Annotated in this window: 19 protein-coding genes and 1 tRNA gene; 14 read left to right on the top strand and 6 right to left on the bottom strand. The window is 40.4% G+C overall.

From position 1 onward, the window contains the following. Positions 1-12: 12 nt before the first annotated feature. The 3 genes from whiA to MKY65_RS18295 all read left to right on the top strand — a co-directional run bounded on the left by whiA (position 13) and on the right by MKY65_RS18295 (position 2,066). A complete protein-coding gene (whiA, locus tag MKY65_RS18305; protein ID WP_042530265.1) occupies positions 13-963 on the top strand; it encodes a DNA-binding protein WhiA in 951 nt (316 codons plus the stop codon). Between the two features lie 127 nt (positions 964-1,090). Beyond that, complete coding sequence (locus MKY65_RS18300; protein WP_152655201.1) at positions 1,091-1,348, top strand: HPr family phosphocarrier protein; 258 nt, start codon at positions 1,091-1,093, stop codon at positions 1,346-1,348. Positions 1,349-1,763: 415 nt separating this feature from the next. Next, entirely contained in the window at positions 1,764-2,066 is a 303-nt protein-coding gene (locus MKY65_RS18295) for a leucocin A/sakacin P family class II bacteriocin (protein ID WP_339179342.1), read from the top strand. 162 nt (positions 2,067-2,228) lie between these two features. Here MKY65_RS18295 and MKY65_RS18290 read toward each other — a convergent pair. Further along, positions 2,229-2,304, bottom strand: a tRNA-Arg gene (locus MKY65_RS18290). A gap of 270 nt (positions 2,305-2,574) precedes the next feature. Between MKY65_RS18290 and clpP the strand changes: the two genes are divergently transcribed. Further along, positions 2,575-3,159, top strand: a complete 585-nt coding sequence (gene clpP, locus MKY65_RS18285; protein ID WP_040978891.1) for an ATP-dependent Clp endopeptidase proteolytic subunit ClpP — start codon at positions 2,575-2,577, stop codon at positions 3,157-3,159. A 61-nt stretch (positions 3,160-3,220) separates the two neighbouring features. On the opposite strand, the gene MKY65_RS18280 is transcribed toward clpP, so the two are convergent. The 3 genes from MKY65_RS18280 to MKY65_RS18270 form a co-directional block, all read right to left on the bottom strand. Beyond that, complete coding sequence (locus MKY65_RS18280) at positions 3,221-3,763, bottom strand: shikimate kinase (RefSeq protein WP_339179338.1); 543 nt, start codon at positions 3,761-3,763, stop codon at positions 3,221-3,223. A gap of 28 nt (positions 3,764-3,791) precedes the next feature. After that, positions 3,792-4,187: an RNase H family protein gene (locus MKY65_RS18275; RefSeq protein WP_339179336.1), complete on the bottom strand. Its 396-nt coding sequence runs from the start codon at positions 4,185-4,187 to the stop codon at positions 3,792-3,794. Positions 4,188-4,295: 108 nt separating this feature from the next. Then, the gene (locus MKY65_RS18270) at positions 4,296-4,799 is read right to left on the bottom strand and encodes a FixH family protein (RefSeq protein ID WP_339179333.1); all 504 of its coding nucleotides are present in this window, start codon (positions 4,797-4,799) and stop codon (positions 4,296-4,298) included. A 137-nt stretch (positions 4,800-4,936) separates the two neighbouring features. Between MKY65_RS18270 and MKY65_RS18265 the strand changes: the two genes are divergently transcribed. The 10 genes from MKY65_RS18265 to MKY65_RS18220 all read left to right on the top strand — a co-directional run bounded on the left by MKY65_RS18265 (position 4,937) and on the right by MKY65_RS18220 (position 16,250). After that, complete coding sequence (locus tag MKY65_RS18265) at positions 4,937-5,821, top strand: fumarylacetoacetate hydrolase family protein (protein WP_339179332.1); 885 nt, start codon at positions 4,937-4,939, stop codon at positions 5,819-5,821. A 78-nt stretch (positions 5,822-5,899) separates the two neighbouring features. Further along, entirely contained in the window at positions 5,900-7,195 is a 1,296-nt protein-coding gene (gene rpoN / locus MKY65_RS18260) for an RNA polymerase factor sigma-54 (RefSeq protein ID WP_339179329.1), read from the top strand. After that, on the top strand, positions 7,185-7,415 hold the full coding sequence (locus MKY65_RS18255) for a glutaredoxin family protein (protein WP_339185302.1): 231 nt from the start codon (positions 7,185-7,187) through the stop codon (positions 7,413-7,415). The genes rpoN and MKY65_RS18255 overlap by 11 nt, the downstream gene beginning before the upstream one ends. 940 nt (positions 7,416-8,355) lie before the next feature. Next, on the top strand, positions 8,356-9,375 hold the full coding sequence (locus MKY65_RS18250; protein WP_339179327.1) for a sugar-binding domain-containing protein: 1,020 nt from the start codon (positions 8,356-8,358) through the stop codon (positions 9,373-9,375). 48 nt (positions 9,376-9,423) lie between these two features. Next, entirely contained in the window at positions 9,424-10,431 is a 1,008-nt protein-coding gene (gene gap, locus MKY65_RS18245; RefSeq protein WP_042530410.1) for a type I glyceraldehyde-3-phosphate dehydrogenase, read from the top strand. 330 nt (positions 10,432-10,761) lie between these two features. After that, positions 10,762-11,943: a phosphoglycerate kinase gene (locus MKY65_RS18240; protein WP_339179324.1), complete on the top strand. Its 1,182-nt coding sequence runs from the start codon at positions 10,762-10,764 to the stop codon at positions 11,941-11,943. Between the two features lie 27 nt (positions 11,944-11,970). Then, the gene (tpiA, locus tag MKY65_RS18235) at positions 11,971-12,726 is read left to right on the top strand and encodes a triose-phosphate isomerase (RefSeq protein ID WP_339179322.1); all 756 of its coding nucleotides are present in this window, start codon (positions 11,971-11,973) and stop codon (positions 12,724-12,726) included. Beyond that, complete coding sequence (gpmI, locus tag MKY65_RS18230; RefSeq protein ID WP_339179320.1) at positions 12,723-14,261, top strand: 2,3-bisphosphoglycerate-independent phosphoglycerate mutase; 1,539 nt, start codon at positions 12,723-12,725, stop codon at positions 14,259-14,261. The genes tpiA and gpmI overlap by 4 nt, the downstream gene beginning before the upstream one ends. 29 nt (positions 14,262-14,290) lie before the next feature. After that, on the top strand, positions 14,291-15,580 hold the full coding sequence (gene eno, locus MKY65_RS18225) for a phosphopyruvate hydratase (protein ID WP_042530417.1): 1,290 nt from the start codon (positions 14,291-14,293) through the stop codon (positions 15,578-15,580). A gap of 166 nt (positions 15,581-15,746) precedes the next feature. Then, positions 15,747-16,250, top strand: coding sequence for a hypothetical protein (locus MKY65_RS18220; protein WP_042530419.1), 504 nt, complete (start codon positions 15,747-15,749; stop codon positions 16,248-16,250). A 109-nt stretch (positions 16,251-16,359) separates the two neighbouring features. Here the strand turns inward: MKY65_RS18220 and MKY65_RS18215 are convergent, their stop codons facing one another. Then, the gene (locus tag MKY65_RS18215) at positions 16,360-17,718 is read right to left on the bottom strand and encodes an FAD-linked oxidase C-terminal domain-containing protein (RefSeq protein ID WP_256704973.1); all 1,359 of its coding nucleotides are present in this window, start codon (positions 17,716-17,718) and stop codon (positions 16,360-16,362) included. Positions 17,719-17,750: 32 nt separating this feature from the next. Next, positions 17,751-19,124 carry a YjiH family protein gene (locus MKY65_RS18210; protein WP_256704972.1) on the bottom strand — a complete coding sequence of 458 codons (1,374 nt, stop codon included), beginning with the start codon at positions 19,122-19,124 and terminating at the stop codon, positions 17,751-17,753. Positions 19,125-19,133 lie beyond the last annotated feature (9 nt).

Here is a 19,133-nt window from a genome sequence, read left to right as displayed (position 1 = left end):
GAGCGTGATACAATGTCCTTCGCATCAGATATTAAGAAAGAACTAACCGCTATTCAATCGGATTCTTGCTGTCAGTTTGCTGAACTAGCTGCATTAGTTCGAATGAATGGCGTTATTTCTATATCAAAGCAAGGTTATGTACTGGATGTTCAAACAGAGAATGCAGCAATTGCAAGGCGTATTTACACATTAATCAAGCAAAATTATACATTGCCGGTGGAGCTGCTTGTCCGTAAAAAAATGAAGCTGAAGAAAAATAATGTATATATCGTCCGTATGAAAAACGGCGTTCAATCCTTATTAGAGGATTTGAACCTAATGGAAAATCAATACCAGATTGTCCGGACCATTTCAGAGAAATACTTAAGAAAAGAATGCTGCCGAAAAGCATATTTACGCGGAGCATTTTTAGCTGGCGGATCAATGAATAACCCGGAAACCTCCTCCTATCATTTGGAGATTTTTAATTATTATGAGGAGCATGCAGAAGCATTAAAAACATTGTTTAATGCATATGATTTACATGCAAGAACGTTAGAGCGTAAAAATGGTTATATCGTCTACATCAAAGAAGCTGAAAAAATTACTACGTTTTTAAGTGTCATCGGAGCGCATCAAGCATTATTAAAATTTGAAGATGTACGCATCGTCCGTGATATGCGTAATTCTGTCAATAGACTGGTGAATTGTGAAACCGCGAACTTAAATAAAACCATCGGCGCAGCGTTCCGTCAAATTGAAAACATTAAATTGATTGAGCGGACAGTTGGATTGGATCAACTGCCGGAGAAATTACAGGAAATAGCTAAGCTCCGTATTCAATATGAAGAAGTTTCATTAAAAGAATTAGGGGAACTTGTTACCAGCGGAACAATTTCTAAATCAGGCGTGAATCATCGTTTGAAAAAAATTGATGAATTTGCAGAGAAAATCAAACGTGGCGAACTGCAGCTTGGTAATTAATGCTAGTATCCGCAGAATATGATATAATGCAGTAAATATCATGGAACATCGCCGAAAGAAAGACGCAGAATTTTTTCTGCTTCCTAAAAAAATGGAGGCGTTTACTTAAGACAGGAGAGTGAATTTATTGGTTGAGAAAACAGTGAAAATCGAATTAGATTCAGGACTACAAGCGAGGCCAGCTGCCTATTTTGTACAAGAGGCCAATCGATTTGATTCACACATATTTTTAGAGAATGATCATAAAAAGGTTAATGCCAAAAGCATTATGGGATTAATGAGTCTGGCCCTGACAAAAGGAGAAGAAATCAAGCTTATTATTGAAGGAGAAGATGAAGAAGAGGCGATGGAATATTTAACAAGCCTTGTACGTGAAAAAGTTTAATGCTGTCTGTATAACGAACTTTGCTTTATTTGATAGGTAAGCAAAGCACCAAATATTAAAACCTCAGTTAAAAAAGTCCCCCTTAAAGGCGAGTTTACATTGCTCAAATTTAAGGGGGCTTTTATTTATTTGGTATTATGTATTTTCTGGTGCACCTATAAGAATTCCAATTTGACTGCTTCAAATATAAATAAACTCAATTTTCGAGCATTAAAAATTAACTTCATTTCCATAGAAACAGGAGTTGACCGTACCTTGGATAACTCCCTTGACCTGGACAAATAATAGAAGGTGAAGTGTAAAGCACCGCTGCGGCGGATCATTTTGCTGTCCATTCTTCAAGGTAATTTGTTGAATCTTCGCAAAAGTTATGTTAGGTTGAGAGACAAATCATTATATAAAAGGAGTGCCTGTGATGAAAAAGAGAATGAAATTAGGAGTAGCAGCCTTAACGTTAGGATTATCCGTTATTTCAACCTCCGGAGTTCAAGCAGCCTCAACAAACTATGGAAATGGTGTTCGCTGCGATGAAACAAATTGTTCGGTAAACTGGAGTGAAACATTTCAACAATCCGCAGATAGAGCGATAGAAAGCTGGGCAACGGGGCTGACATCAGCTCCTGCTAAAGCTAAATCTGCCATTGAGTCCAACTATAAATCAAGTAATGATTCTAACCGGCCGGAGTCAGGTACAACTACTGGCAGTCCCTCTTTCTAATTAGGCAAGGGGTATCACATATAGGGAAATAGAGTATTCATTCGCAACCCAGTGGAAAGGCTGGCGATGATTGTGGAAAGATAATACGAAACTTCCGAAAGACAGAAAAAAGACAAGGGAAGCAAACATCTCCATCCCTTGTCTTTTATTAACTTTATCTAGCGCGCCCAGAGGGATTCGAACCCCCGGCAAACCTGGTACCGGAAACCAGTGCTCTATCCAGCTGAGCTATGGGCGCATCTCATTGAATTAAAAACACAATCTTAATTATACATAGGAAGTTCCTTTGAGACAAGTCCTTTTTATGTAATTTAGCTGAAAAATTATTTTATGCCTCTTTCAATAAGTTTAAATGGTACATGTTTAACAAACATAAAATCGGGAAGGATGGTTAAAGTAGAAATTTGGTGAAACTTTTTGTTTGACCTTCATTGACCAATGAGCTATCATATAAAGTATAGAAAAAATCATCAGCCATTAACGTTGGCAACTTAAGGAGGATTTTTAAATGAATTTAGTACCTACAGTTATTGAACAAACAAATCGTGGTGAACGCGCATATGATATTTACTCCCGCTTATTAAAAGACCGGATTATTTTACTTGGCAGCGGCATTGATGACAATGTAGCCAACTCTATTGTAGCACAGCTTTTATTCTTAGAAGCAGAAGATCCAGGAAAAGATATCTCTTTATATATTAATTCTCCTGGTGGTTCTATCACAGCTGGTATGGCTATTTTTGATACCATGAACTTTATTAAGTCAGATGTATCTACCATCTGCATCGGTATGGCAGCTTCTATGGGTGCTTTCCTGCTTAATGCCGGAGAGAAAGGCAAACGTTTTGCATTGCCAAACAGTGAGATTATGATTCACCAGCCTTTAGGCGGTACGCAGGGACAGGCAACAGATATTGAGATTCATGCCAATCGAATTATCGAGATTAAAAAACGTATGAACCGCATTATGTCTGAAAATACTGGTCAGCCTTTAGAAGTTATTGAACGTGATACAGAACGCGATAAATTCATGAGTGCAGAACAGTCTAAAGAATATGGCATCATAGATGATATCTTTGAGCGCAAAGCGTAAACAATAATAAATCATGAAATCATAAAAAAACAGGCCTTAGCCTGTTTTTTTATGTGCAATTTTAAGCGTAAAGCTCCCATGCTAATTTTAAGGAATCGGCAATATAATCTGCAATTTCTTCAATTTCTTGATTATCTGTCACTACACGGGAGTGATGCTGTCCATAAATTGGCTGCCGATCATCAAAAAGCTGTTTGATTTCCTCCATATTTTTCCCCTGTAAAACGGGGCGGCTGTCAATCAGCAGGCTGATTCGATTCTTCCAGCTGTCCCAGGACAGGTCGAGAAAGAATATTGTAGTGGTTGCGAGACAGACATCCTGTACTTCTTTTTGAAGAAAAGCGCCGCCGCCTAAAGAGATAACCTTTAACTTCTTATGGCATATTTCAGAAATAATTTCTTTTTCATGCTGACGGAAGACGGCTTCTCCATATTTCGCAAAAATCTCTTTCGGAGGCATTCCGAATCTGCGCTCAATTTCTTCATCGATATCAATAAAATCACGATACAGTTTTTTGGCAACAGCTTGACCAATGGTTGTTTTTCCAACACCCATAAACCCAATTAGTACAATGCTTTGTTCCTTTAATGGTATTTCTCTCATGTGACATTCCCCCTCGTCATCCAGCACGTTACGATGATTGCTGATGGATTGCTTTTCTTGCCAATTGGTCCGCTCTGCTATTTTCTTTTTCCGGTATCCATTTAATAAATAAGAATGGAAAGTCTGCTGCTTCAGCCTGGATGATTTCAAGCAAAGGAAGAAATTGTTTGTTTTTGGTTCGTCCTTTATCAATCACGTCTGCGGCTACTTTAGAGTCAGTTCGAAAAGATAAGATTTCTTCAGGGAAGTTGATCTTACAAATTTTTAATGCTTCTATGATAGCGTGAAACTCGGCTTCATGATTGGACATATAAGGTAAGGGGACAGTATATTCCAGCTTCTTTTCCCCAGCCTTTATATAAATGCCGGCTCCGCTTTTTTCTGTATTCACGTTTGTAGCACCGTCTGTATAAACCTGAATCAAAGCATATCCCTCCGCCAAATCGTTCTTTTCTATATTCATATTATAACGAATTTTAAATCAAAAAGGAATGCGTGCAGCCCGGGAATGGTTTAAAAAAACGATGCTAAATTATTCCTCTTCCTGATCATGTTCGTCTGCATCATGACCGTGTTCATGGTGCTCATGATCCATTTCATCATGGGCTTCTTCTTCAGACGGCTCTGCATCACCGGCAATAACCGTTTCTAATGGCATGACATGCAGCTCTCTTGCGGTAGTATGAGCATACATTTCATAAACAGCTTCCTCTTCAAAGGTAAAGCTGGCTGTATAGGTGCCGTCCTCTTGATGAACGCCTTCGATTTCCACACTGTCATCCGCATGCCCCTGCGTCCATACCTCAAATAACACTTCACGTGCATCTTCTACAGGCTCATCATCAAAGGTGACATGAGCTGTTAAATCAATGGTTTCCCCGACTTCAACATGCTCCGGCACATCGAAATCTACTTCCAGAACAGGCAGCTCCATGGAATCCGTGTCCTCTTCTTCTGCTGTATCCGCTTCATTATTTGAGCAAGCAGCTAAAACAGCCATCAGCGCGATGAGGATAAAAAAATTTTTTTTCTTCATTATGTATACCCCTTTCTATATAGTCTCCCGACTCCTAGTATAGCATGACCAGTCAAAGGAGAGGTTGAATAAATTATGACATATTTATTCCTTTCCAACTATAACTCTACTATAATGAGGACAAGGGAGGAATTGACATGAAACTAGTAGCTTATCGGAAAAACAAAGATGAAAATTATCGTGTTGGTGTTTTAACAGATTCAGAATCTATAGCAGATGTAGAAAGCCTGTCGCAGCAATTTGGAGGAAAAGCGCTTCCTGCCAATCCGAGTGATTTTTATGCACATGCATCCGAATACATAGAAGCGTTGCAGAAAATACTTCCAGAAACGGGCAGATATGAAAGCCTTTCCCTTCAGGATGTGCAATTGGGAATGCCGCTCGGAGAAGCGAGAAAGGTTATTTGCGTTGGAAAAAACTATCAGGAGCATGTTCATGAAATGAAATCAGATATACCTGATTTTCCTGTTTTATTTGCGAAATTTGATAATGCTATTATTGGACCGGAGGATGATATTTATTATCCTTCAATAACTGAAAAATTAGATTATGAAGCAGAATTAACCATTGTCATTGGAAAAACAGCTTCTAAAGTGAAAAAAGAAGATGCTTTTGATTATATTGCCGGCTATACCCTTGCCAATGATACCTCCGCACGTGATTTGCAAAAACGGACGCCGCAATGGCTGCAGGGGAAATCACTGGATCATACCACGCCGGTAGGGCCATGGGTTGTGACAAAGGAGGAAGTGGATAATCCGCATGAATTAGCTATCCGTTCCTATGTAAATGGGGAGGTGCGCCAGTCTTCTAATACAGCGCATCTTATTTTTGATATCCCTTTCCTTATAAACTTTATTTCTGAAATCATGACGCTGGAGCCAGGAGATATTATTTTAACCGGAACGCCGCATGGTGTCGGTTTAGCGATGGAGCCATCCGGCCTGCTTCAGGAAGGAGACCGGGTGAAGTTAGAAGTAGAAGGAATTGGAACCATGGAAAACCAGGTGAAGAAAGTATAATATCTGTATAGGGCAATACTGGGAACGGCAGCAATACGAAAAAAATGATTTCCTACTGAAATGCATGGAGGTTAAAGCATGCAGCAGAGTCTGGTGTTAAAGCAAGCGTTAGCTTGGAAAATGAATCAATCGCTTCATCAATCCATTGAAATCCTGCAGCTCTCTGGTATTGAATTATATGATCATGTACAAAAAATTGCGGAAGAGAATCCGTTGATTGAGGATATCCGTCCTATTGATCAGCAGGTGCTCAGTCAATTTCATGGAGAGACAAACGCATTTGAAAATATGAATGCTTCGAAAAAAAATATGTACGAGCAATTAAAAGAGAATGTGTACATGCTTTCTATTTCGGAGGAAAATTTAAAACAGGCGGTTCTTTTTGGAATTGATTCCTTAAATGAAAAGGGCTATCTGGATATTACTATGGAGGAGTGGGCTGCAGACTGTCAATTATCGATGGAAGAAACGGAGCAGGCTCTTTCCTATGTACAATCCCTTGATCCGCCGGGAATTGGAGCCCGGAGCTTACAGGAGTGTATCCAGCTGCAATTAAAAGAAATGGATTGTGATTACCCCTTTTTAGAGGAGCTTTTTGAAAATGATTTGGTCCTGATAGCCGAGGAGGACGTTCAGGCTTTAGCTGAAACCTATGGGGTAACCGAGAATGAAGCCGGCAGATTAATTTCGAATATGAAGCTTTGTCATCCGAATCCAGGTAAATTATTGGAGGAAGAAGAGACAGAATATATTATTCCGGAAGCGGCAGTGTTGAAGGAAAACGGAGAGTGGCAGCTGTCCTTTTTCAATTGGTCAAGCCCCACTATTCAGCTTCGGGATGATATCCTGCAGGCTGATATGCCGAAAGAGGGAGCAGATTTTTTGAAGGAGAAGAAGAAGGAGGTAGAGATGCTGGAGCAGGCAATCCAATACCGCGGGAAAACCTTGGAACAGGTTTTGCGAATTATTGTCAATAAACAATTATCCTTTTTTGAAGAAGGGATAGCGGCATTAAAACCGTTAACCCTTCAAGAAATAGCGGATGTATTGGATCTGCATGTTTCAACGATCAGCCGGACCATCAGCCATAAATATCTGCAGACGAGTTTTGGTATTCTCCGGGTCAAGTATTTATTACAGCGTGAATCCCGGAAAGGGGGAGGAGTCGCCCGGGTTGTGGTGAAGCAATATGTACAGCAAATAATTGCGGATGAAGACCAGACCCGCCCGCTCTCTGATGAGAAAATCCGCAGAAAGCTGGAAGAGCTGTATCAGGTGCATGTAGCAAGAAGAACGGTGATGAAATATCGGGAAGAGTTGGGTGTCCCCTCTTCCCCCAAGCGCAAAAGGAGAACGAACGGAAATAATGATTAAATTTTACACGAAAACGAATTGTCCGCTATGTGAAGAAGCGAAGGGGTTATTAGATTTACTGAACACAAATCATATTCCTGTCGAGGAAATAGATATCTATCAATCAGATGATTTACTGGAAACGTATCAATTAATGATTCCTGTTATCGTTTATAAGGATAATGAATTATATGGGAATGATATCAGCATAGAAAATATCAGCAGACTGTTAGCTGAATAAAGGAAAAGGCGTTCTTTAAAGCAAATGTAAGTGCTTTAGAGAATGTCTTTTTATTATATACTCAACTTTCATACATTAAAAAGTAACTTTATTTCCATAGAAACAGGGGTTGATTGTTCATTCGCTAACACCCTTGATAAAGATATAGAAGGTGAAGTGTAAAGCGCCGCTGCGGCGGACCATTTTGCTTTCCTAGGGGCACGCTCTTCAGCTAACTTTTGCCAAGAAGAGCACTTGGCAAAAGTGGATCTTCAGATGGTGCTGATCCCTCAGGAGTCAAAATGGTCCGCCTCCGCTAGCAGGATATTCTATACGTGAAAAACAACTCATCAAACAGAAGTTTAATCAGATAGAACCTATTTTTCATGTTGCATGGTAACATGTTCCGCCAAGATTCCTTTCTATGCATCGAAGTGATTCCCTGTATTTCATATCCATGCTGTCATGATTGGTTATTCAGGCGAAAGTTGAGTTATATAGAAGTACCCCTGTCTGGATGGAAGAAGAGAATGTGTATGGTTAAACGCCTATCATGTATTTCGGGACATTATTGACCCGGAAGAAATGTTTCAGCGCATATAAACATTAAAATTTTGTAAACATCCGATTCTGTGTTTAAGTTCATATGCAATGGGAATAGTAAACTGTATGCCTTTTTCATGCTATAAAATTAGCAGATGCTTTGGTAAGGAGGTAATCACCCCCCGGGACATAATTGCTCTTCATCACAAAAGTATAACGAAAACACTCCTATGCTTTTTCGCATTTAACTGGCGGCAGGACAGGTTCCTTGTTTTTTAGACAAAAGGGGTGCGAAACAGCCTTATTTTCAAGAGTTTTTCTTTGCTTTTGATAAGAGGTATGTTATAATACAAATGAATCGGGACATAAAACAACCACATGGGACGTTTTCAATCCCGTATGGAGGAGAATGGTTAATATGGAATCCATCATGGCCCTACAGAGAAAAATCGTACCTGAATTGGTAAGTTTGATGCAGGAAAGGTACACGTTATTACAGCATGTGCATTTACATCAGCCGATTGGAAGACGGGCATTAGCAGAAAGTACAAATTTAACAGAGCGGCATGTTCGCGGAGAGATTGATTTTCTGCATGAACAAGGTTTAGTCGAAGTGACCTCCAAAGGTATGTTTATTACCAATGAGGGAAAAGTAGTTCTAGATCAGTTAGCTGCTTTGATTGGAGATATGTCCCGGTTAGAAAATCTGGAGGATCAGTTAAAACGCACGTTGTCTATTGATAATGTGATTGTAGTGCCTGGTGATAGTGATCATAACCCTCAAATCAAGGCAGAGATGGGAAAAGCATGTGTGACGCATTTGCAATCTACTCTGCAGAAAAACAATACCGTTGCTGTGACAGGCGGAAGCACCATAGCGGCAGCAGCTGATGCAATGAAACCATTGCCAGAGGGAACGGATGTATTATTTGTTCCGGCAAGAGGCGGCATTGGCGAAAAGGTGGAGAATCAGGCATCACGTATTGTTTCAGAGATGGCAAGAAGGTCAAATGGCCAGTATAGAATGCTTTATGTACCAGATCCAATCAGTGATTCCACATACGAATTAATCATTCAGGAACCACATGTGATTGATGCGTTAGCTGTCATAAAAAATGCTGATATTGTTTTACACGGTATTGGAGACGCGCTGCGCATGGCAGAACGAAGAAGGTCTTCCGAGAAAGTAATTGATGTTTTGAAGTCAGAAAATGCTGTTTCAGAAGCGTTTGGTTATTACTTTGACGCAGATGGACGCGTCGTTTACAAAGTAAAAACAGTGGGACTGCAGCTGGAGGATATGGATGAATCCAAGCATATCATCACGGTTGCCGGAGGCTCATCAAAGGGACATGCCATTCATTCTTACTTTAAACAAGGGAAGAGCAATTTGCTGATCACCGATCAAGGTGCTGCAGAAAAGATATTAAGAGGATAACCTCTTTATATAAATAAAAAAACAAGAAATTCTTAGGAGGAATTTAATATGACTGTAAAAGTTGGTATTAACGGCTTTGGAAGAATTGGACGTAACGTATTTCGTCAATCTTTAAAAAATGACCAAGTGGAAATCGTGGCAATCAATGACTTAACAGATGCTAACATGCTTGCACACTTATTGAAATATGATTCTGTTCACGGCAAACTAGAAGAAGAAATCAGTGTAAATGGTTCTAATCTTGTTGTTGACGGAAAAGAAATCAACGTACTTTCTGAACGTGATCCAGAAAATCTTGGATGGGGAGACCTTGGCGTAGAAATCGTTATCGAATCTACTGGTATCTTCACAGAAAAAGAAGCTGCTGAAAAGCATATTAAAGCAGGAGCGAAAAAAGTTATCATCTCTGCACCAGCTAAAGGTGAAGACTTAACAATCGTTATGGGTGTTAACGATGATAAATATGATCCAGCTCAGCACCATGTTGTATCTAACGCATCTTGTACAACAAACTGCTTAGCGCCATTCGCTAAAGTATTAAATGATAACTTTGGCATCAAACGTGGATTAATGACTACTATCCACTCTTATACAAATGACCAGCAAATCCTTGATTTACCGCATAAAGACTATCGTCGTGCGCGTGCAGCTGCTCAAAACATCATCCCTACTTCAACTGGAGCTGCAAAAGCAGTAGGTTTAGTATTACCGGAACTTAATGGTAAATTAAATGGTAACGCAGTACGCGTTCCAACTCCAGATGGTTCATTAACTGACTTAGTTGCAGAGCTTGATAAAGAAGTAACTGTAGAAGATGTAAACAATGCAATGAAAGAAGCTGCACAAGGACCGCTTAAAGGAATTCTTGAGTATACAGAAGATCCAATCGTTTCTTCTGATATCGTAGGAAACAACCACTCTTCTATTTTCGATTCTCTATCTACAATCGTAATGGAAGGCAACCTGGTTAAAGTTGTTTCTTGGTATGATAACGAAATGGGTTACTCCAGCCGTTGTGTAGACTTAGCTGTATTCATGGCTGAAAAAGGACTATAAAACGATACTTCACGCAGTGGGAGTTCTTGTTCTTCTCCCACTGCGAGTTAGTTGAGTGATTCAGGGAGTTAGCGTCCGTTATCTCCCGCCTAAATAAATTGATTTTTACGCTGTATGGTTAAGGCGGGAGTTTTACGGACGGTTCTCCGTGATAAAATAATAATTGACGTTCGTTGTAAGGCAAGCCTCTCCGAACGGTATGAAATAGAGGAGGGAGCAATTCCTCCTCTATTTTCATTTTAGAACATTCATTTTTGTAGAATTAGCAGTAATGCAAGATAAAATGGTATAATAACAAGAGCTGCATATACCAAACTAGGAGGGATTCCGTTGAACAAGAAAACCATTGCTGATTTACAAGTAGAAGGGAAACGCGTATTTTGCCGTGTCGATTTTAACGTGCCTTTAAAAGACGGAGAAATTACGGACGATACGCGTATTCGTGCTGCATTGCCAACGATCCGTGAGCTGACGGATAAAGGAGCAAAACTTATTTTAGCGAGTCATTTAGGGCGTCCAAAAGGAACTGCTGTGGATGAACTTCGTTTAGACCCGGTAGCAAAACGTTTAAGTGAACTCTTAAACAAAGAGGTTCTTAAAACGGATGAAGTCTACGGAGAAGAAGTGAATAAAGCCATCGGCCAATTGAACAATGGCGATGTGTTATTAATTGAAAATGTTCGTTTTGAAGCTGGTGAAGAGAAGAACGATCCAGAGCTTGTGGATGCCTTTGCTAAAATGGCAGACGTATATGTCAATGATGCATTTGGAGCAGCACACCGTGCACATGCTTCCACAACAGGTATTGCTACCAAGCTTCCAGCTGCGGCAGGACTATTAATGGAAAAAGAAATTGAAGTTCTTGGACAAGCATTGGAAGATCCGGCACGGCCATTTACAGCCATTATCGGCGGAGCAAAAGTAAAAGATAAAATCAATGTGATTGATAACCTGCTTGATAAAGTGGATAATCTGATTATTGGCGGCGGATTAGCTTATACGTTTGTAAAAGCGTTAGGCCATGAAATTGGGAAATCATTATTAGAAGAAGATAAAATGGATTTAGCAAAAGAATTCATGCAAAAAGCGAAAGACAAAGGCGTTAACTTTGTATTGCCGACAGATGTTGTCGTAGCTGATGATTTCTCAGAAGATGCAAATACAAAAAATGTAGGTATTGATCAAATCCCTGCTGATTGGGAAGCGTTGGATATCGGCATTCAAACACGCGAAGAATATGCTTCGATTATCAAAGAATCTAAACTGGTTATTTGGAATGGACCAATGGGTGTATTTGAATTAAATGCATTTGCAGGTGGTACAAAAGCTGTTGCTGATGCAGTAGCAGAAACAGAAGGATTCTCTGTTATCGGCGGAGGAGACTCTGCAGCAGCAGTAGAAAAATTCGGTCTGGCAAGTGAAATGAATCATGTATCTACAGGCGGAGGAGCTTCCTTGGAATTTATGGAAGGAAAAGTTCTGCCGGGAGTAGACGCACTTAACGATAAATAATAAATTTAGAATGGATGAGGTGAGCGCATGCGGAAAGTAGTTATTGCGGGAAACTGGAAAATGAATAAAACATTAGCAGAAGCAACTGATTTTATGGATGCTGTAATTCCAAAAGCTCCAGGCGGGAATACAGAAGCAATTGTTTGTGCACCTTTCGTACATTTACCTGCTCTTGTTGAAAAAGCAAAAGGGTCCAATGTAAAAGTTGCTGCTCAAAACATGCACTTTGAAGAATCAGGTGCTTTTACTGGGGAAGTGAGCCCGGTTATGTTAACAGACATCGGTGTAACACATGTCGTTATTGGACACTCCGAGCGTCGTGAGTATTATGCAGAAACAGACGAATCTGTTAATCAAAAAACAAAAGCTGCCTTTGCACATGGCTTAACACCAATTGTTTGTGTAGGTGAAACGTTAGAACAGCGCGAAGCAAACGAAACAATGGATGTTGTCGGCGGCCAGGTAAAAAAAGCATTAGCAGGATTATCGGATGAACAGGTAACACAGACGATTATTGCTTATGAACCAATTTGGGCAATCGGAACAGGGAAAACAGCTTCCAGTGAAGATGCCAATGAAGTTTGTGCAAAAACACGTAAAGTAATTGCAGAAGCTACGTCCGGAGACATTGCTGACCAAGTTGTTATTCAATACGGCGGAAGCGTTAAGCCGGCGAACATTGATGAGTTGCTTTCTCAATCAGATATTGACGGCGCACTAGTCGGCGGCGCGAGCTTAGAGCCTGAATCATTTGTTCAATTAGTGGAGGCAGGTACAAAATGAGTCAAGATAAATTAGCTGCATTAATTATTCTGGATGGCTTTGCTATCCGCGATGAAGAAAAAGGAAATGCAGTCAAGCTAGCGAACACACCGAATTTTGACCGCTATTGGAATGCCTATGCGCATAATCAGCTGACAGCATCTGGAAATGCTGTTGGCCTGCCAGAGGGTCAAATGGGTAATTCCGAAGTGGGTCACTTAAATATTGGCGCAGGTCGCATTGTTTATCAAAGCTTGACACGTGTGAATCTGTCGATTGAAGAAGGCGACTTTTTCGAGGTAGAAGAGCTTGTGAATGCTGTAAAACATGCGAAAGAAAAGGGCAAAGCATTGCATCTTTTCGGTCTGTTATCTGATGGCGGTGTACACAGCCACATCAACCACCTGTTTGCGTTATTAAAAATGGCAAAACAGTATGATTTAGAAGAAGTATATGTACATGCATTTTTAGACGGACGTGATGTCGGTCCGCAAACTGCCGGTGAATATCTGCAGCAGACAGAGGATAAAATGAAAGAGCTTGGCGTAGGTAAAATTGCAACGGTATCCGGCCGTTATTATTCCATGGACCGTGATAAGCGCTGGGATCGTGTGAAAAAAGCATACGATGCGATGGTTTATGGCGAAGGACCTTCTTATCATAGTGCTGCAGAAGTGGTTGAAGACAGCTACAAGAACGAAATCTATGATGAATTTGTTATTCCGTCTGTGATTACAGATGAAAATGACAAGCCTGTGGCAACAATTCAGGACGAAGACGCGATTGTCTTTTACAATTTCCGTCCTGACCGTGCAATTCAAGTTTCCAGAACGTTTGCGAATGAGGATTTCCGAGATTTCGACCGCGGCGAGAGCGCTCCGAAAAATCTTGAATTCGTCATGATGACCAACTTCAGTGAAACGGTAGATGGCCATGTTGCATATAAACCAGTTAATCTCGACAATACCGTTGGGGAGGTTCTGGAACAGAATAAGCTTAACCAATTACGTATTGCCGAAACAGAAAAATATCCGCATGTTACCTTCTTTATGAGCGGCGGACGTGAAAAAGAATTTGAAGGCGAAAAACGGATTCTGATTGATTCGCCCAAAGTAGCAACCTATGATTTGCAGCCAGAAATGAGCGCTTATGAAGTAACAGATGCTTTATTAAAAGAACTGGATGCTGGAACCCAAAACGCCATTCTTTTAAACTTTGCAAACCCGGATATGGTTGGACATTCCGGAATGCTGCAGCCAACCATCGATGCGATTGAAGCAGTAGACGAATGTCTGGGTAAAATCGTTGATAAAATTACAGAGTTAGGCGGACATGCGATTATTACCGCTGACCACGGGAACTCTGATGAGGTTATCACCTTGGAAGATCAACCGATGACTGCCCACACAACCAACCCGGTTCCTGTTATCGTGACAAAAGATGACGTAACATTGCGGGATGGCGGTATTCTTGCCGATTTAGCACCAACCTTATTAGATTTACTTGATGTAGAGAAACCGGAAGAAATGACTGGTTCATCCTTAATTAAAAAATAAAAATAAATGTTATTAAAGGAGAGAAAATAATGCCATATATTACTGACGTATACGCAAGAGAAGTATTAGACTCAAGAGGTAACCCGACTATTGAGGTAGAAATTTTCACAGAATCTGGAGCTTTTGGCTCTGCAATCGTACCAAGCGGTGCTTCTACAGGGGAATATGAAGCGGTAGAACTTCGCGATGGCGATAAAGATCGTTATTTAGGAAAAGGCGTTGAAAAAGCGGTTGAAAACGTTAATGAAATCATCGCTCCTGAATTAATCGGTTTAGATGCAACACGTCAAAACATCATTGATGCATTAATGATCGATTTAGATGGTACAGAAAATAAAGGGAAATTAGGTGCAAATGCTATCCTGGGCGTATCGATGGCAGCAGCTCGTGCAGCAGCGAATCACCTGGAAGTGCCTTTATACAACTATCTTGGCGGATTCAATGCCAAAACGCTTCCAACACCAATGATGAACATCTTAAACGGTGGAGAGCATGCGGATAACAACGTGGATATCCAAGAATTCATGATTATGCCTGTAGGCGCTGATTCTTTCAAAGAAGCATTGCGCACTGGTGCTGAAATCTTCCACGCATTGAAAAAAGTATTAGGATCTAAAGGCTACAATACAGCTGTTGGGGACGAAGGCGGATTTGCTCCAAACCTTGGTTCCAACGAAGAAGCACTTCAAACCATTGTAGAAGCAATTGAAGCTGCCGGCTACAAACCAGGCGAAGAAGTGAAACTTGCAATGGACGTAGCTGCTTCTGAAATCTACAACGATGGTAAATACAACCTTAAAGGAGAAGGCGTGGTACGTACTTCGGAAGAAATGGTTGACTGGTATGAAGAAATGATTTCAAAATACCCAATCATCTCAATTGAAGATGGTTTAGATGAAAACGACTGGGACGGCTTCAAAGTATTAACAGACCGTCTTGGTGATAAAGTACAGCTTGTAGGTGACGACCTATTTGTTACAAACACTGCTAAACTTTCCAGAGGTATCGAGCAAGGCATCGGCAACTCAATCCTTGTTAAAGTGAACCAAATCGGTACACTTACGGAAACATTTGAAGCAATCGAAATGGCGAAACGCGCTGGCTACACAGCTGTTATCTCTCACCGCTCTGGTGAAACAGAAGATACAACCATCGCTGATATCGCAGTTGCAACAAATGCCGGTCAAATCAAAACCGGAGCTCCATCCCGTACAGACCGCGTAGCAAAATACAACCAGTTACTTCGCATTGAAGATGAACTGGCTGGCATGGGCGAGTATGGCGGATTGACTTCTTTCTATAACTTGGCTGATAAATAATAAATCAGTTTACATGCAGAACCCTCTGTTTACGATGATAAATTCATTGTAGGCAGGGGGTTTTTATTGTGTTGAAAATTCGGGTATACATAGAGTAACAAGGGTATGAAGTTAGCGTTTCGTATAAATGAATTTATTTAAAATTTGAAAACAAAGGAGGTATAACTTGCGCGAACCAAAGTCCAGGTTAAATAAGTTATTTGACATTATCTTATTACTGGCAATCGTTGTAACAGTCATTATGTGGATATTTAATTTATCTTTTTCTTTACCGACTACCTTCGATAAGGTGGTTGAGGATAACGCGGGAACTACCGTAAATGACATTGAAAAAATAGAGATTGAAATGACTGGTAAAATACCAGAAGATTTTAATAATCTATCGGATTATATCCCTCCAGAGGATGAGAGAAGATTTGTGATGGAAGGGTCTGAGCAAATAAGCAAATATATTAATAGCGATTACAGGATTTATCAGATAAATAGTGTAGATAGGGTGAAAGATGACAAAGAAAACGAGTATCTGATAGAGGTAGAATTAAGAAATGGGGACAGTTTATCCTATACAGTAGGAAAAGGCTATGTGATTGACAATGAAGGCGTTCCTTATGAGGTTTTAGATGATAAAAATGCATTATACAGAAACGTAATATCGTTATTTGAACACTAAAAACTTATAGGAATCAGCACGGTTATCACGAATAAAAGCAGCTATTCTCTAAAAGGGTTCAAAAGAATAACTGCCTTATTTTAGTCATTTACGGGGAAAAGGTTTATGTTTAAGAAAAAATCTTCCCTGGATTTAAAATCCCTTTAGAGTCATAAAGCTGCTTCGTGCGCCGCATCATTTCTAAAGCGGTGCCGTGCTCCGCTTCCTGAAATTTCTTCTTGCCAAGACCAACTCCATGTTCACCAGTACAGGTTCCGCCTGATTCAATGGCCAGCTTGACAATGGCATCATTGGTTTGCTCTGCCAATGCTTGTTCTCCATCTGCATTTGGATTAAACATAATGCTGGTATGGAAATTACCATCTCCAATATGCCCCCAGATTGCTCCTTTTAATCCGCTTGTATCCATGCTGTGACGGGTGAAAGAAACAAGCTTTGGGAGCTGAGAAATAGGAACACATACATCTCCGCCAATTTCCTTTAATTCTTTTAAATGTTGAAAGGAAACAGCTAATTTTACCCGCGCTTCCCAAAGCTTCTCTTTCTCGATCGGATCACTTGCTGCTGCCCAGTCCTCGCAGCCAAGCTCATGCATGATTTCGGAAGCGAGCTTTACCTCTTCCGCAACCGTATTTTTTGGCCCGGCAAACTCTAAAAATAAAGAATGGTTTACAGGGAAATCAAGCCCGCATTGCTCATTGATGATACCGATGCTGACAGAATCTATCAATTCCATCCGCATAACCGGGATGCCTTTTAATTGTATGGTTTGCGCTGCAATCGTACATAGCTCCGGTGTTTCAAAGGTACATCTTGCTACGGTTGAATATTCCGGGATGCCATAGAGTTTTAAGGTGATTTCTGTAATAATCCCCAATGTGCCTTCTGAGCCGGCAAAAAGGCTGGTTAAATGATACCCGGAAGAGGATTTTTTTGCTTTTGTTCCGGTATGAAAGGTCATTCCATCAGCCAGTACCACCTCTAAATCCAGTAATTGATCTCTCATTACCCCGTATCGTACAGCTCTGGTTCCGCTCGCATTTGTAGCTGCCATGCCGCCGATGGTTGCATCGTAATCAGGACCTCCTGCAAAAAATAATCCTTGCTGACGGACAAACTGATTCAATTCACTTTTCATCAATCCCGGCTGTACGGTAATACGCATATCCTCTGGAGAAAAGTCCAAAATCTGATTCATGTTTCGAAAATCGAGACTGATTCCTTTTTGTACAGGAATAGCCTGTCCTTCCAAACCAGAGCCTGCCCCATAGGCGGTCACAGCTATCTGATATTTGGAAGCGATACGAAGGATCATTTGTATATCTTTCTTTGATTCCGGAAAACATACCACATCCGGGGTCACTGCTTCATGAATCGATTCATCCTTGCTGTGCTTTTTTAATTCGGATTCCTGCTGCGTTACTTTTTCCCTGCCTAATTGTTCGTAAAGTTTTTCAACATATAACAAAATCTATCCACCTGCCAGTTGTTCACTAAAAATTAATAAATCATATGTGCGATTAAAGCAATAATCGGTAATGAAATAAGGGTACGTTCAATAAAAATAACGAGTAAGTGCCATAATTTAACCGGTATTTTTGAAATCAGCAACAGGGTGCCCATCTCTGTTAAATAAATGATTTGAACTAACGATAAAGCACCAATCACAAATCGTGTTATCTCGGCTTCAATTCCAGAGGCCAGCACAGCTGGTAAAAACATATCAATAAAGCCAATAATGGATGCTGGTGCAGCAGCTGCCGCTTCAGGAATCTGCAATAGATATAAAAGCGGAATCATCGGCTGGGAAATCCAATGGAAAACAGGTGTGAATTCAGCAATAATAAGAGCTATGGTTCCAATCGCCATGACTTGCGGCAATAAAACGAAAATAATTCCCAGAAATATTTCAGAGCCCTGCTTTAATTGATCTGTTAACGTGCCTGCTTTTTTTGCTCTTCTGACAGCCTGATCAACTCCCCATTTAAGCGGGGAAGTGTTTGCTGGAATTTCTTCTTGGAAATGACTTTCTTTATAATACGTATCCGGAATTCTGGAAACAGGCGGAATTCTCGGAATAATGATGGCACTTACGACTCCTGCAATGACAATCGTTAAATAAAAGACAGGAAACATATGTCCAACATTCAGCATATTCGCGATGACGAGACAGAATGGCAGAGAGACGGTTGAGAAGCAGGTTGTAATTGCTGCTGCTTCACGTCCTGTATAAAATCCATCCTGATATTGCTCTCTTGTAAGAACAACTCCAACATTGACATTTCCGACCCATGACGCCAATAAATCAATGGCAGAACGGCCCGGCAGTGTAAATAATGGTTTAATGACTTTCCGAAGTAATGTCCCCACAAATTCCATCGCCCCAAAATTAATGAGATAAGGCAAGAGATAGGAGGCTACAAAAAACCAGACAATCAAGGTTGTCAATAATCCGAACATCACTTGCCCGGTAATTTCGGAATGGATAAATGTAATCCCGGCTCCGAAGAATGTCATCACAGCGAAAATAGTTCCGAGCACTCGGACAACCATCCAGAAAAAAGATACATTAAATAAGGATGAAAGAAACTCTGAATTTACGATAAATGCTGGCTTTAGCAGCATTGCAATGAGCGTAAGAACAGTAGAAATAACCATTGTAAATGTAATGATACCAGGCAGGAGGTTCTCCAGCTGTTCAATAAGAAATTCAGTTATAATGCCCAGCGGTATATTAAACGTATCTCCATCGACGATGGGAAAAAGAAATATAAAAATACCAAATAAGGAGGGCAGCAAAAATTTCAGGAAATCTTTTTTGGAATGTTTTTCGGACACGGTATGCTCTTCTGTTTGTTCACTATTATGGTTCAATGGTCTACC

Source organism: Oceanobacillus sp. FSL W7-1293 (assembly GCF_037969815.1).
Classification (GTDB): Bacteria; Bacillota; Bacilli; order Bacillales; family Amphibacillaceae; genus Oceanobacillus; species Oceanobacillus oncorhynchi.
This window is presented reverse-complemented; position numbering and strand designations above follow the sequence as displayed.

Coding starts and splice junctions, on each gene's coding strand:
- whiA (WP_042530265.1), top strand. CDS start 13: ATGTCCTTCGCATCAGATATTAAGAAAGAACTAACCGCTATTCAATCG.
- MKY65_RS18295 (WP_339179342.1), top strand. CDS start 1,764: ATGAAAAAGAGAATGAAATTAGGAGTAGCAGCCTTAACGTTAGGATTA.
- clpP (WP_040978891.1), top strand. CDS start 2,575: ATGAATTTAGTACCTACAGTTATTGAACAAACAAATCGTGGTGAACGC.
- MKY65_RS18280 (WP_339179338.1), bottom strand. CDS start 3,763: ATGAGAGAAATACCATTAAAGGAACAAAGCATTGTACTAATTGGGTTT.
- MKY65_RS18270 (WP_339179333.1), bottom strand. CDS start 4,799: ATGAAGAAAAAAAATTTTTTTATCCTCATCGCGCTGATGGCTGTTTTA.
- MKY65_RS18265 (WP_339179332.1), top strand. CDS start 4,937: ATGAAACTAGTAGCTTATCGGAAAAACAAAGATGAAAATTATCGTGTT.
- rpoN (WP_339179329.1), top strand. CDS start 5,900: ATGCAGCAGAGTCTGGTGTTAAAGCAAGCGTTAGCTTGGAAAATGAAT.
- MKY65_RS18250 (WP_339179327.1), top strand. CDS start 8,356: ATGGAATCCATCATGGCCCTACAGAGAAAAATCGTACCTGAATTGGTA.
- gap (WP_042530410.1), top strand. CDS start 9,424: ATGACTGTAAAAGTTGGTATTAACGGCTTTGGAAGAATTGGACGTAAC.
- tpiA (WP_339179322.1), top strand. CDS start 11,971: ATGCGGAAAGTAGTTATTGCGGGAAACTGGAAAATGAATAAAACATTA.
- gpmI (WP_339179320.1), top strand. CDS start 12,723: ATGAGTCAAGATAAATTAGCTGCATTAATTATTCTGGATGGCTTTGCT.
- eno (WP_042530417.1), top strand. CDS start 14,291: ATGCCATATATTACTGACGTATACGCAAGAGAAGTATTAGACTCAAGA.